Source organism: Methylobacterium sp. 10, from assembly GCF_000519085.1.
Classification (GTDB): domain Bacteria; phylum Pseudomonadota; class Alphaproteobacteria; order Rhizobiales; family Beijerinckiaceae; genus Methylobacterium.
Genome location: NZ_KI912577.1, coordinates 3,349,464 through 3,362,878, shown reverse-complemented (window position 1 = coordinate 3,362,878; position 13,415 = coordinate 3,349,464). Strand labels below are relative to the sequence as shown.

Annotated in this window: 10 protein-coding genes; 6 read left to right on the top strand and 4 right to left on the bottom strand. The window is 60.8% G+C overall.

Annotated features, from left to right (window positions below; all coding sequences use genetic code 11):
• The first annotated feature begins 77 nt into the window (after window positions 1-77).
• The 6 genes from K368_RS0115740 to K368_RS26095 all read left to right on the top strand — a co-directional run bounded on the left by K368_RS0115740 (window position 78) and on the right by K368_RS26095 (window position 9,460).
• Window positions 78-1,061 (top strand): AraC family transcriptional regulator, encoded by a 984-nt coding sequence (locus K368_RS0115740; protein WP_027173167.1) that lies wholly within the window; start codon window positions 78-80, stop codon window positions 1,059-1,061.
• A 323-nt stretch (window positions 1,062-1,384) separates the two neighbouring features.
• Window positions 1,385-2,278: a 3'-5' exonuclease gene (locus K368_RS0115730; protein ID WP_027173166.1), complete on the top strand. Its 894-nt coding sequence runs from the start codon at window positions 1,385-1,387 to the stop codon at window positions 2,276-2,278.
• A gap of 711 nt (window positions 2,279-2,989) precedes the next feature.
• The gene (locus K368_RS25615; RefSeq protein WP_155935167.1) at window positions 2,990-3,856 is read left to right on the top strand and encodes a hypothetical protein; all 867 of its coding nucleotides are present in this window, start codon (window positions 2,990-2,992) and stop codon (window positions 3,854-3,856) included.
• Entirely contained in the window at window positions 3,856-6,123 is a 2,268-nt protein-coding gene (locus tag K368_RS0115720; RefSeq protein WP_027173164.1) for a Mu transposase C-terminal domain-containing protein, read from the top strand. The genes K368_RS25615 and K368_RS0115720 overlap by 1 nt, the downstream gene beginning before the upstream one ends.
• Window positions 6,123-7,178 carry a TniB family NTP-binding protein gene (locus tag K368_RS0115715; RefSeq protein ID WP_027173163.1) on the top strand — a complete coding sequence of 352 codons (1,056 nt, stop codon included), beginning with the start codon at window positions 6,123-6,125 and terminating at the stop codon, window positions 7,176-7,178. The genes K368_RS0115720 and K368_RS0115715 overlap by 1 nt, the downstream gene beginning before the upstream one ends.
• Window positions 7,175-9,460, top strand: coding sequence for a TniQ family protein (locus K368_RS26095; RefSeq protein ID WP_081739587.1), 2,286 nt, complete (start codon window positions 7,175-7,177; stop codon window positions 9,458-9,460). Before K368_RS0115715 ends, K368_RS26095 begins: the two co-directional genes overlap by 4 nt.
• A gap of 391 nt (window positions 9,461-9,851) precedes the next feature.
• Here K368_RS26095 and K368_RS24770 read toward each other — a convergent pair whose 3' ends face one another.
• The 4 genes from K368_RS24770 to K368_RS0115680 all read right to left on the bottom strand — a co-directional run bounded on the left by K368_RS24770 (window position 9,852) and on the right by K368_RS0115680 (window position 13,352).
• The gene (locus K368_RS24770; RefSeq protein WP_027173160.1) at window positions 9,852-10,043 is read right to left on the bottom strand and encodes a DUF938 domain-containing protein; all 192 of its coding nucleotides are present in this window, start codon (window positions 10,041-10,043) and stop codon (window positions 9,852-9,854) included.
• Window positions 10,044-10,267: 224 nt separating this feature from the next.
• Entirely contained in the window at window positions 10,268-11,044 is a 777-nt protein-coding gene (locus K368_RS0115690) for a glutathione S-transferase family protein (RefSeq protein WP_027173159.1), read from the bottom strand.
• A 60-nt stretch (window positions 11,045-11,104) separates the two neighbouring features.
• Complete coding sequence (locus tag K368_RS0115685; protein WP_027173158.1) at window positions 11,105-12,124, bottom strand: NAD(P)-dependent alcohol dehydrogenase; 1,020 nt, start codon at window positions 12,122-12,124, stop codon at window positions 11,105-11,107.
• A gap of 145 nt (window positions 12,125-12,269) precedes the next feature.
• Window positions 12,270-13,352 carry a catalase family protein gene (locus K368_RS0115680; RefSeq protein ID WP_027173157.1) on the bottom strand — a complete coding sequence of 361 codons (1,083 nt, stop codon included), beginning with the start codon at window positions 13,350-13,352 and terminating at the stop codon, window positions 12,270-12,272.
• Window positions 13,353-13,415 lie beyond the last annotated feature (63 nt).

The following is a 13,415-nucleotide window of genomic DNA, read 5'->3' as shown; positions in this document are numbered from 1 at the left end:
AAGTTGGGACCAGAGACGGTCCCCATTCGACCACACCAAAAGCGACGTCCCGCCTCGAGCCCCGCGTGGATGGGCCGATGATCATCGATCACCGCTTCGACCATATCGCGGACGACGAGGCGCGCCGCCGGGCTTGGATCGACAGCCTCGCTTCCTTCTTCGTCACGGAGATTGATCCGGACGCGGTCGTGCCTACGAGCGCGTTCCACCGCTACCACCACATGAACCATTTGGTGTTCGGAGAGATCGAAGCGTCGCCGCAGACGATTCAACGGACGCCGACCCTGGTGGCGGCCCAGAACATCGATCACGTCGTGCTGCGCCTCTATACCTCCGGCCGCACCAACATCTCGACCGGCGGTGACGAACGAGAGATCGCCCAGGAATCGTTCGTCCTCTTCGACCTGTCGCAGCCGATCCGATCGGAGACCAAGGGAATGACGGGCCTCAATCTCGCAGTACCCCGTCGCCTGATCGAGGGCGGCGGCGATCTCTCGGCCTGGCACGGGCAGATCCTCCCCTCCGCGAGCAGTCCGATCACGAAGCTGCTCGCCGACCATTTACGCAATATCAGCGCCTGCCTGAAGACGGCGACGACCGCGCAGATGGACCACATCGTTCCGGCGACCACCGCGCTGTGCAACGCGCTGTTCCTGTCTGAGACCGACAGCGCCTACAACGGCCCGGCGATCACCGGCATCGCCATCCGTCAGTTCATCGACGAGAACCTGTCGAAGGTCGATGTAGGGATGCTGATGGCCCGGTTCGGCATGTCGCGGAGCCCGCTCTACAAGCTGTTCGAGGCCGAGGGAGGCGTTTACGCCTACATTCGTAACCAGCGGCTCGCCCTTGCGATGCAAGTGCTCTCGAGCACCCAAGGCAGCCGGCGGCCAACGATCGCCCAACTCGCCTTCAGCGCTGGCTTCCAGAACGAGCGGGTGTTCAGCCGGGCGTTTCGACGAAAGTACGGAGTGAATCCCAGCGCCGTAGACGGGACAGCGGGAGCGGCCGCGAATGAAGAGCACACCTCCCGGCTACTCTCCTGGATGAAGGATCTGTAGCGCTGTCACTCGGGACAGTGTTCCGACCGGACGCCGCTTCTTTCCGGGTCACCAGTGTATCCACAGCCTGTTCACAACCCGGTCGAAGCTGGCCCTCACAAATTTTTTACGCCGCGCTCACGCACATAAAAAGCGAGTCCGCAGAATCGGTTGACTGAGACTTTTGTCCTGTCACACGAATTCCGAACGATCCGTTTTGCAGGCGAAGTCAAAAAAGAGCTTGTTCTCTGTCTGTTCCATATAATACATTAGGACCATAAGCCCGAAGGCGATCCACACATTCCTAGTGGAGCTACGGGCCGTCCTGATTCGTGGAGCGCCCTATGGACCGCTTCGAGGCTGAATTACACGCCATCGCACTGCGCTCCTCGTCCGAATTCCGGGTCCTCCGGAAGCTCGCACGAAGAATGATTTACGACCGACCCTTGCCGTCCAAAATCAAGACGGGCCTGATTGTCGACGTCGAGACGACAGGCCTCAATCCCAACACCGATGAGATCATCGAGATCGGGATGGTACGGTTTGCCTACACCCCAGGTGGTACCGTGCTGGGACTGTTGGCTGACTTCAGCGGCTTTCGCGAGCCGTCGCGTCCGATCCCGCATGAGATTTCGCGCATGACCGGGATTACCAACAAAATGGTCGCTGGGCGGCGCATCAGGGATGATCAGATCCGCAGCTTCGTCGCATCCGCGGACATTGTGATCGCCCACAATGCGGGATTTGATCGACGTTTCTGTGAGCGGCTCTGCCCCGTCTTCGTCACCAAGCCTTGGGCATGCTCTCAAACACAAATCCCGTGGAGTGCTGAAGGTGTTGAAGGCACGAAGCTTTTCTACATCGGCGTCCAACAAGGTTTTTGGTTCGAAGGGCATCGCGCCTTGGACGACTGCTACGCCCTCCTGGAAATCCTCGAGAGGCCGCTCCTGGTCTCGGGACAGGGTACGCTTCAGAAGCTTCTGGAAGTCGCTCGCGAGCCGACCTTACGCATCTGGGCGCTGGGCGCACCGTTTGAGGTGAAGGACCGCTTGAAGGCACGGGGATACCGCTGGAACGTCGGCGAGGATGGGCAACCCCGGGCCTGGCACCGTGACGTTCCTGGCGATCAGGTTGAGGCGGAACTCAAATTCCTGGATGGCCTCGGCTTCCCCGACCTCATCGAGCCGCTGGTCATAGAGATGGATGCGCTCATTCGCTTCTCTGACCGCCGCATGTAGGTGCTTAGCAGACGACCCGCTGCGACAAAGGTGCAGAATCAAATATTTTTTAATAAGATCTCTATGATGCTAAATTTTTATTCTTGTAAAGTGAAAGACGAAAAAATAAATAAGATCAATCAGCGCCTCTATATTTATAGAATACCCCTAGTCAAATCCTACGGATCAGGCTTTTATAGCCATCAGGTTACGCAGTAAATGTTTTTGCCGATTTCACAAAAAACCTAGGTTTCACAAAACGTATTCCCGGGTTTTAGCCTTGCCGTATCTAGCAATATCACTGAAACTGCCTGCGACCCATTGACTCCGGGGGACGGGCCGACAAGCTAATAGGTAAGGGGACGCAAGGCCCCACCTCAAGCCACAAGGAAGCGGTCCATGTAGTGACCCGGACCAAGCAAAAGCCGACAAAAACGAAAAGGAGCGCGTGACCGAAGACACGCGCTCCTGAAGGCAAGGTGTTCGGAACCAGTTCGAACGGTCTTCTGTCGAGGACGCCCGTTCGAACTGCACAACAAGCGATCGACAAGCCGTTGTGACCACCAGCGGTGGTCACAACGGTGATGTCGCACCAATGCTGATGCAGATTCTCACAGTTGGAGCGCTCGATCAAGGGCACTCTCGCGACGGCGGAGCTCTGTCCATTTGGACCGGCTCGGCTCTCTGCACAGCATCCTCAGCCTTCATCCTCAACGCCGTTGCTGCCGACACATGTCGGCAGCAACCCCGATCAATCGCGCCGCCCCGACACCGGGCCGGTCGGAGGATGATGTTGTCATGCTGGATAATCGATCCGTGGCTTCAGAGGGTCGCGAACCTGACGCGGGTTTCCCACAGGAAGCCAGGTTGTCGTGGAGCGAGCGCTCCTATGTCGAACCCGCCTCCCTAGGCCTGGCTCCGGGCTGCAAACCCGTCCGGAAGATCGCGCGTAAATCCAAGCGGATTTCGCGTCCGGGGTTTTTCTCATCTCGTAAGACCTGGAGCCGGGACGCCATCCGCGCAGAATCTCTGTTCGAGCAGGATGGTCTCGCGCACATCGAGACGAACCCGCGATATGTGCGTATCGCGCCGCAGCCCCACCGCCTGACGTATCACCTCGACACCGGAAACGACGGCGTCCTCGTCCGGACCTACGTGCCGGACCTCGCCGTACTCACGATCGATCGCACCGTCGTCATCGTCGATTTCAAATGGAGCTTCCTGCGCAGGGATCCGGCTTGGGCCAAGCTCGAGCCCGTCATCCGTGAAGCCTACCGCCGCGATCACGGCGCAACGTTCCGGGTTCTGACCGAGGAGCACATCCACGTCGAGCCGCGACGCACGAACGTGACGATCATGATGATGCATCGGCCCATGGTCACGGATGGGCCCGCGATCACCGCGGTTCGCGTCGCCATCGACATGCTGGGTCTGCCGAGCACGATCGGACGCCTGCGGTCAGCCTCCGGCCTGATCCCGCAGCCTCCAGAGGACCGCGCGTTCTCAGCCCTGATGGAGCTCGCCATGGCCGGTGAAGTCGAAATCGACATGAGCGAGCGATTTTACGACGGCAGCGTCGTTCATCGGGGGATCCGCTGATGACGCTCCATCACAACCATCATTCTGTCGTCGCGCCTGGAGCGCCCGGTCCTCGTTGGGACTTCGCCAAGGGCGATCTTGTCAGTATCGGCGCACCTCTCGGGCATACCTTGCGGCGTCTCGTCTACGAACGCGCGATCCCGGGCACGTCGGCAGACTCGGTCCACGGCGTTACGCAGCGCCAGCTTGTCTTCCACGAGATCCCGAGCGGATCGATTGTGATGCTGACGGATCAGCAGATTGCCTTCCTCGCGATGGAAGGCGAGTTCCGGCTGGACGTGATCGACGAGAGCACGGGCCAACGACGCGGGCCGCTGCCCACCAATCTCGATCTTACCGAGACCGAACGGGCCTACGTCGAGCGACATTGGCCTTACATCGAAGCTTTGATTGCCCAGGGTGGTCATCTCAAGATCAACCGCCAAAAGCTCGATCCAATCGTCGCTGAGGTCAATGCGCGATCGAGTGGCAAGCCGATCAGCACCTCCACCGTCATCCGCCTTCACAAACTCTGGCTGGAGCACGGTGGCCGGCTTGGCCGTGCGGCAATCATTCCAAAACGCGGTCGTGGGAACCGCATCAGGCCTTGGCCTGACGTGATGATGCAGGAACTGAAAAACACCATACCGCGTGTTCTCAAACTCCCGAAAGGCGGAGCGGAAGACGTCTTGAGCCTAATGCACGCTTGGGCAGACGAGACCTATCCCAACACCAACTTCAAACTTCCGTCACTTCGGACAATCCAGCGCGAAATGCGCAAGATCGACGCCTGGACAAAAGACGCTTGGCGGAAGGGTGAGGGGTACGCCAATCGGAAGCATGCCTCATATTACGAAACTATTCGACCGGATTTGCCTCTTGAAGACGTCGAGACCGATCATACGACGTTCGACCTTCCAATTATTGACGATGAATCCGATCTCGTCTTCGGTCGGCCTGACGTAATCGCCTTCCGCTGCCGCCGGACTGGATACTGTTTGGGATATGGCATCGGCTGGGAGGCTCCGAGCTACACGTCCTTCCTCGAAGGCGTCCGGCACGCGATGTATCCCAAGGATTTGTCAGCCTTTCCCAACTTGAAGCATGACTGGCCAGCCTACGGTCGCTGGAAGCGACTGTTCGTCGACAATGCGTTGCACTTTCTCGGGGTGAACATCGCCAACGCGGCTGCGGAGCTGAAATTCGAGACCGCCGAATTGCCGCCGGCCACGCCCTGGATGAAAGGGGCTGAGGAGCGCCTTCTGGGAATCCTCAATCGCAAGGTTGCCCACATCATGCCAGGCACCACGCTGTCGAACCCTGTGGAGCGCAAAGACCACGAGGAGGCCCTTCTCAAACCCGCCTTAACGCTCCGAGAGTTCGAGGCGTTCCTCGTCGCCTACATCGTCGATGATTATCATCAGCGTCCGCATGAAGGCCTTGGCCCTCTCCGGACGATGAAGGACATCCCAGCCCGGATTTGGAATGCCGAAATCGGGGCGGTGAAAATCCAGCAACTCCCAGATCCCGACACCTTTACAGCACTCGCCGGCGACATCGACGAACGCACCATCCAGCAATACGGCATCGAGTGGGATCGCATCACGTATCAGTCCGAGGCGCTGTTCGCGATCCGAGCGCACGGCGAGCACAAAAAAGGCCGTAGGCCACACCGAGGGTCGAAGTACCGCGTCACACGTGATCCCCAGAATCTCGGCATGATCTGGGTCTTGGATCCCTACCAGCAGCAGCGGATCCCCGTGCCGGCCGTCCGCCAGGATTACGCGGCTGGACTGACGCTCCACCAGCACCGCGTCATCCAAGCTCAGCATACGCGGATGGTGGGCCAGTTCACCGATATCGACGGCTTGCTTCGTACGCGGGCCGAAATGGTCAAAGCCGTGGAGGCCCTACGCGAAGAACGCGTCAAGCTCGATATCGCGCGGAAAATGGCGCGCTTTCTCAACGGTCAAGCCTCGAAGCGCGTGCGGAGCACAGTTCAGACGAAGATCGAAAGTGCTGTCGTCAGTTCGACCCCGTTGGATATCGAAAATCCTATCGGTGTCGTCCAGGCCGAAACACGCAGCAAGCGGGCCACGCAATCAAACCGCCGCCGCCGGGCCGCAGATCCTGAGCGCGTGAGCAGCATGCAGATGTCTACAGATGGCATCCCGAAAGCCAGCGAGCGACCGACGTTCCGCGAACCAATCATCGTGAATGATGATCCGGATCAAGCACCGGACATTGATTCCCTCAAGGAGCGTCATCAGGGCTGGGAGGACATCTGATGTCGGATCCTATGCCGTTCCACGACAAGAAACTCGATGACATCAGCCGTCGACGTGCTGCAGCGCTGCCGGTCAACGAGCGCAAGGCTATGATCGACCGCCTGCTCGTTCCCTATCCGAGGTTCAACGACCTCAGCACATTCGTGCGGCGATTTCATCGCCCGGTCGATGATGCTTCTCATGCGACCGGTCAACTCGGGGCGCTTCTCGGAGCCTCGCGATCTGGGAAAACATGGATCCTCAAAAACTACACAGATGAGCACCCACCAAGCATGGGCGACTACGAAACCATTCGGCCTGTCATTTACATCCAAGCCCGCAAGGGCATGGGCGCATTCGATCTGATCGACACCGTCGGCAAGAATGTCGGCTATCGATCGACGCCGAAGATCAAAACATCAGCTTACATCGACCGGATCGTTCTCGCTTTGATTCACCACAAAGTCGAACTGGTGATTATGGATGACATTGATAACGCGCTGAGTTCAGCAACCAAGCACAACGCTGAAAAGATACTTAGCTTCGTACAAGAGATGATCGATAGCGCCCATTGTAACGTTTTGTGCGGTGGGCGAGCCGAACTATGGAACACCCTCAATGCCGTCGTGCAAATCGAAGGCCGAGGCAGCCTCCCGTATATGATCTTGAAGGCCTATGACTGGTCTATGGCAGAAGAGCGAGACCATTTTCGCCTTCTGCTGGACGGGATCGACAATCGCCTGCCATTCAAACTGAAATCGGACCTTAACCATTCTGAAATGGCCGCGCACTTCTATTACATCTCAGGCGGCTTGGTCGGCCGGGTGATGAACTACGTCAAAGCCGCTGCTTTCGAAGCCATGAACGATCGGGCCGACCGGATCGAGCAGTCACACCTCGTCTACGCAGCCAAACTGCGCATGCGGCCGGGATCGAGCTTCGTTCCATTCCAAGATCGGCTCGCCGCCACACGCCTGACGGCGAATGACTACAATCCCGAAGAAGACGACGAACATCATCCACCGCAGGTCACCCGAGACACCTTCACGAAGAAACGCCCCCGGAGATCGGCATGACCGTCGATGCCGCATATATGCCGCTACAGCGGGACTTCTTCCAGCGCTGGGCCGAGCCACTGCCGCATGAACCTGCGACAGCCTTTTTCTCCAGGCTCGTTGGCATGAATCTGCAGACGAGCGCGCGCGTATTCGCTCAGGAAATGGGGATCGACGGACGCGAGCTTCGCCCCGCAGAATGCCTGGAGGCCGTCCGACATCTACCCATCAAAGGCATGGCCCACTTGGTGGCGGCGACGCCAGTCGTCACTCCGCAGACCGTGCAGCTTCTCAGCGTCACCGTCCGACGGAAGCACTGGTCCGGCGACTATCCACGCTACTGCCCGGCCTGTGTCGCCGAGAGTGCGCATTACCGGACCTACCATGGCCTTACGGCCTTCACGGTTTGCCCATTTCACGGCTGTGATATTGAGACTGCCCGCGGTGGCAACGACAGTCTGTCGTGGCGACATCCCAGCCTCGCGGAGACCCCGGACGGAACGCCGATTGGACGCCGACTTCCGCGGCGCGATCAGCCGTCGCAGAGCTTCGAAACCTGGCTACTCGGTCAACTCGGCGTCATAGACGTCTGGACGGTTCCTTTGCTTGAAGGCGTGCCAGTCCGTATCGCAATTGAGACAGTCGACCTCCTCGGGCGCGTGGCCGTTGGCGGATGGTCGCGAAAAGCTCCACGAATTGGTCGCGCCAGCGTCACGCGTCGTGCCGTCGTCGAGAAGGGCTTCCAGACGCTTCTCGGCGGTCCAGAGGCTGTTGAGGCGCTTCTTGAGTCCATCGCGGCGCAGGCCGGCGAAAGGCTCGGCCCCGCCAATGTTGCCTGGGGGCTGCATCAATCGTTCGGGTGGCTCTTTAATGCGCTCGTAGACGGGGAGCGCACATCACGGATCATGAGTGCCGTCCAAGACGCCGCCATCGCAGTTGCCAAACGTCGGGGCACATTCGGCAGGAAGACGAAACGGCTCGATGTGACTGGAACCGATGTCGCCTGCCTTCATCGCGAGGAGATCGGGCGGCGTTTTGGCATCAGCCCAAAGGTCATAGATACCATTGCGCGTTACCTTCATATCGAACGATCTGTCGGCGGTGGATGCTTCTTCCTGTATCAGCGCTCCGACGTTGAAACGATGCAGCGCGAATTCGATGCCGCGCTTGATCGCAAGAGTACCGCTGCGCAACTCGGCCTTTCCGCGAAAGATCTCCGAAGCCTTGAACGCACAGGAGTGCTGAGGCCCTTCTTCCGGTATGGAGGAGCCACAAACCGATATGACCGGTTCCGAGCGTCAGACATCGCGACGCTGGCTCCAGCCCATCTACCTCAGATCAAAGACGCCAAAGATCACGGTCACGTCGAATTCACCGCTCTTTCACGCGCAACCGGACTGAGCGGTGGAGACCTGGCAGCAAAAATAGAACGAGGCCAGATCAAACCCATTGGCCGCAGCTGTTACGCTCAAGGTTTTCGCAATCTCATCTTCAGTAAGGATGTCGTCGAACACCTAAGAACCCAAAAAATCTGCGCTCTTCAGGAGGGAGGACGCGAAAGGCTGAGCCAAAAAAATATCGGTCTAACGCGAGCCGATGCACGCGCCGTCCTCGGTATCAGCCCGACATCTTTGAATGCATTGAACAATGGGGGATATATCCAAACAATACGATCCAAAAAAGGAAGCACCAGAGAATGCGTTGATCGACCCTCTCTTCAAGCCTTTGCCGATGAGTACGCCCTCGCGTCGGCTTATGCGACCGCTCTCGGCTGTTCTCCCTATTCTGCGACACGGACCCTTCGCACGTTGGGTGTCGCCATCCATGGCATCGATTCTCAGTACGTTAAAGGCCTCACCGCCTTCGTCCGCAAGGCAGACGTCACTCGTATGCTTGGTCTCAGGGAGGATCCGATCACGAAGCAAACTGAATGGGCGCGGTTCTGGACCGCCCTGGGCGACCGGCTATCGGCCCACAAATCAATCTTCCGCCTTTTTAAAGCCAACGACAGACCATCTGCTCGGCTCATCACCGGAGACCGTCGCACGTCGTGCACGATGTTGATTGTTCAGACCGCATCTGCGTCTCAACACGTCACCATGCACGGCCGATCCGCAATGGCCCCACCCAGCGTGGCTTGGTCTGAAATCCACCGATCGATTGAAAATCTTGCCTATGCGCAACGCTGCCATCATCCCGAACGAGATCGAGATCAAGTGATACTTGACGACACGACACTTGAGGTGATCGTTATTGCGCGATCATTTAGGCAACAAAGGTGCAATGACCCGAGCAACAAGTGACGAGCACAGGTTTAACATATAAAATCATTCAACAGATACATTGAAAATCTTTATATTTGAGAATTGTTTTTAAGAACCAAGCTTAGAGCCTTGGACACATCCCAAATCTCAGCAAAACCAGGGAAAGCCCCCAAAGCGATTGCGCTAACCTGCAACGGGCCGTATCCAACGGCTGCGCATGTTCAAGATTAGCTGGCGCATTCGAACCTATGTTCAGGATTAGCTGACAAGAGGTTCAAGATCGATTGGCGGTTCGGCTGTCACCGCAGACCGCAACCAAGGAATCTTGTTCAAATTTATGTGTCGCGCTACAACAATCACAGTGACTTAGCCGCCGGTTGTTAGCTTTCGAAGAACGGCTGGCAACCACATAGTTACCACGGTGATGCTGTCATTTCCCGGCTTGCGTCGTAGTCGATGCCGAGCGGACTGTGGGCAATGCACGAGCGGATCGGACGGCGTGCTCGTCCGATCCGCTCGCGATCTCGAGGGCGAGGTCGCTGGGCGAGAGGACGCGCTTGAGGATTTCGGCGATCGGGGCGGCGTTGCGGGCCGCGGTCGGCGAGGACAGGACGTCGGGCATAGGGCTCTTCTTAGGGCGGCCGATGCCTAGTGCATCCCTGTCGTGGCGGCACGCCTGAGGCGTGGCCGCCCGGGGGTGGCAAGCTGCGGTACATCGCCCGGACGGAAGCAGCCTGCTCGCGAAGGCGTTTCCACGCCATTTCTGCGGCAGTGGCCGATCTGGCCGGGAGCTAACGTGTCTCGTCCCCAGCCATGCCGTGGTTCGACCCGGTGACGCTGCTCGTTCTATGGCCAGGGAAAGCGGATGTTACCTTCGCGAAGGCCCGCAAGTACGACCTCTACCCCGCCCGACTTGACCATCCATTCGAGACGGTGGTCACGGTATTCACGGCGTCGTCCACCGGTAGTGTACAGGTCGGAGGCCTTCACCATCTCAGCGGCGGCTGCGTCGAACTCGGCGAAGGTCTCAGCCACCGAGGCGCGTTCCCGCAAGCGGCCGTGCCAGGCCGCGAGCGGGCTGCCCGCCTCCGGCCCGAGACCGTAATGGACCGAGCGGTTGACCATCGGCGCGGCGGCAGCGTCCGCCCACCCGAAACGCGTCCCGCCGAACCAGTCGCCGCCGCCGAGGCGGCCGGTCAGCCATGCCTGGAGCGTGCGCGTCTGCCGTTCGGCCTCGTCCCCCAAGTGTGCCGCGAGATCGCCGGTGGCGCGTCCGAACCAAAGCACTTCGCCGAAGCCCCAGTTCACCGCTTCGTACTGCGTGTCGCACACGTCCTCGGTCATCCGAGCACGGGCCCGGGCGGCCGGTTCGCGCGGCAGGAGCGGTGGCTCCGGCCAGCGCTCCTCGACGTATTCCAGGATTACTGTCGAATCGAAGATCGACGCGTCGCCGTCGATCAGCACCGGTACCTCGGTGCGCGGGTTCACGGCGGCGAAGGGTCCGTCGCCCCTGCCGGTGCCGAAGCCGTCCGGCAGCTGCGCAACGAACGGGACGCCCTTCTCGCGCAGGGCGATCTTGACCTTCTGGGCGTAGGACGAAAGCGGGTGGTCGTACAGCAGCATGCAGGTGATTCCGGTTCGCGAAGGAATTGCCTGGGCATGCCGGGTCCTGCGCCGATGCGTTCAGATCTCGATGCAGATCTTACCGAAGTGCCGGTTGCTCTCTTGGTACCGGAACGCATCGACCAACCCGTCGAGCGGGTAGCGGCTGTCGACCACCGGCCTCAGGCCGCAGGCGTTGATGGCGCGGATCATCTCGATCTGGTGGCGCCGGCTGCCCACGAGCACGCCCTGCAGGCGGATTTGGCGGACCAGCGCCGGGACCAGCGGAAGCGGGCCCTCGACGCCCGTGAGGATGCCGATGACGGAGACATGGCCCCCGACCCGCACGGCCGCCATCGACTGTTCCAACGTCGCTGGTCCGCCGACGTCGAGGACGTGGTCTACGCCCCGGCCGCCGGTCAAGCGGCGTGCCGTCTCGCCCCAGGCCGCGTCCTCCCGGTAGTTGACGACATGGTCGGCCCCGAGCCCGCGCAGGCGTTCTAGCTTTGCGCCGCTCGACGAGGTCGCGATCACCGTCGCGCCGGCGGCCTTCGCGAACTGCAGCGCGAACAGGGAGACGCCGCCGGTGCCCTGTACCAGGACCACGTCACCCCCCTTCAATCCGGCATCGGCGTGCAGGGCCCGCCACGCGGTCAGCGCCGCCGTAGTTAGGGTCGCCGCCTCGGCGTGATCCCAGCCGCTGGGCGCCCGGGTGAACGCGGTCGCCAGCGCGGTGACGCGTTCACGGGCATAGCCGTCTATGCCGTCGCCCGGCACGGTCGCGAAGCCCTCGACCTCGGGCGCCCCCTCCAGCCAAGTGGGGAAGAACGTGCTGACCACCCGGTCGCCGACCTCGAACTCGTTGGTCCCCGGCCCCACCGCCTCGACCTCGCCGGCGCCGTCGGACATCGGCACGCGGGCCTCCGAGGGGCCCCACATGCCGCTGACCACGGCATAGTCGTGATAGTTGAGTGAGCTGGCGCGTAGGCGGACGGTGATCTCGCCGGGTCCCGGCTTCGGGACCGCCCGTTCCCCGAACCCGACCCTTTCGAAGCCGCCTCCGGGCTGGACGACGACGGCGCGCGATAGTGAATGCTTCATGTCCGCCTCTTCGAGTGCATGACGACGTTGGGTGCCTTACCGGTTGGGCCACGAGCGCGTCGCGATCCGCCTCTGGGCGATCCTTGTCCGCGTTGACGACAACTGTCTGGTCGCCCGTGCGGGAGGGCGTGTTGATCCGGTGGGCCTAGGCCGGAACCTGGTCGATGCTCGCCGTATCCTCCGCTGCCACGCCGTTCTCACGGTGGCGGAAGGCGCTCAAGGCTCGGTATACCTGGAGCCGGGCGCGCATCACGGAGCCGAGCGGCCGGTGAGCCGCGAGGCTGTGGGCGGGACGGAAGGTCATCACCTCGTCGAAGTAGCGAACGCGGTCCGGCGTGTAGGCGTCCTGACGCGGCAGGCGCAGCGTCGCCACCGTGCGATAGGGGCTGATCGAGACGGGCCAGTCGACCGAGGCGTCCTCGATGGGCTGCCGCTCGGCATCCGCCCAGAGCTGGGCCCGCACCTCGAACACCACCTCATGCTCGCGGAAGAAGGCGACCGTAGCATGGCGGAAGCCGTTCTCGTCCTGATGCGGGTCGAGGCGCCACTCCGACAGGGCACGCTGGCCTTCCGTCGCCGGTACGGCCCCGAGCTTGGCGACATAGTCGCCGTAGCGGACCGGAGCCTGGCTGAAGTAACTGTCGGCCAGCGGATGGCTGTAGGGATGGCCGAAGAAGTCGGCGAGGGCGCTCTCCGTCCCAAAGGCGTGCAGCGCTTTGTTGAGGTTGCGCATCGTCGATGAGACGGCGCTCTTGATGCCTTCAGGCAGTCCCGTGGACTTGCCGATGACGGTGCCGTCCCGGAGGAACCCGGCTGCTGTGCCCGAGGGAAACGTTGTGCCGGTCGCGAGCACGAAGTCCTGGGTGTCGACGGCATGACCGGGCAGCTTCTCGCCGGGGACGTCGAACACCTTGATGGACATGCCGCGGTGGGTCGATACGCGGTCGCCCAAGGTCTCACCTGGCCCCTGCGCGAAACGGACCGCCACGGGATGGGTGCCGGGAGTGGCGAAGAGCCCTTGAGCCAGTTCGGCGGGAAGGCCGGCGGCAATCGTCAACTCGCCGGTGACGCAGGCCGAACTCTTTGCGTGGCTGGCGCGCACCGCATGGTGCTCGCGGGCCTCGACCGTCTCCGATTGCTCGGTCATCCCCTTGATGATGCCATCGATGGTCTCCTGCTCATCCGGGCCGGGCGTCTCGATGTCGGGGGCGTATCGCAGGTAGGTCATGGTTTGCCTCGCAAGGGGGTAAGGAGTGGAAAAGCGCAACGGGCTTGGGATTCACTCCCGGCC

Coding starts and splice junctions, on each gene's coding strand:
- K368_RS0115740 (WP_027173167.1), top strand. CDS start 78: ATGATCATCGATCACCGCTTCGACCATATCGCGGACGACGAGGCGCGC.
- K368_RS0115730 (WP_027173166.1), top strand. CDS start 1,385: ATGGACCGCTTCGAGGCTGAATTACACGCCATCGCACTGCGCTCCTCG.
- K368_RS25615 (WP_155935167.1), top strand. CDS start 2,990: ATGTCGGCAGCAACCCCGATCAATCGCGCCGCCCCGACACCGGGCCGG.
- K368_RS0115720 (WP_027173164.1), top strand. CDS start 3,856: ATGACGCTCCATCACAACCATCATTCTGTCGTCGCGCCTGGAGCGCCC.
- K368_RS0115715 (WP_027173163.1), top strand. CDS start 6,123: ATGTCGGATCCTATGCCGTTCCACGACAAGAAACTCGATGACATCAGC.
- K368_RS26095 (WP_081739587.1), top strand. CDS start 7,175: ATGACCGTCGATGCCGCATATATGCCGCTACAGCGGGACTTCTTCCAG.
- K368_RS24770 (WP_027173160.1), bottom strand. CDS start 10,043: ATGCCCGACGTCCTGTCCTCGCCGACCGCGGCCCGCAACGCCGCCCCG.
- K368_RS0115690 (WP_027173159.1), bottom strand. CDS start 11,044: ATGCTGCTGTACGACCACCCGCTTTCGTCCTACGCCCAGAAGGTCAAG.
- K368_RS0115685 (WP_027173158.1), bottom strand. CDS start 12,124: ATGAAGCATTCACTATCGCGCGCCGTCGTCGTCCAGCCCGGAGGCGGC.
- K368_RS0115680 (WP_027173157.1), bottom strand. CDS start 13,352: ATGACCTACCTGCGATACGCCCCCGACATCGAGACGCCCGGCCCGGAT.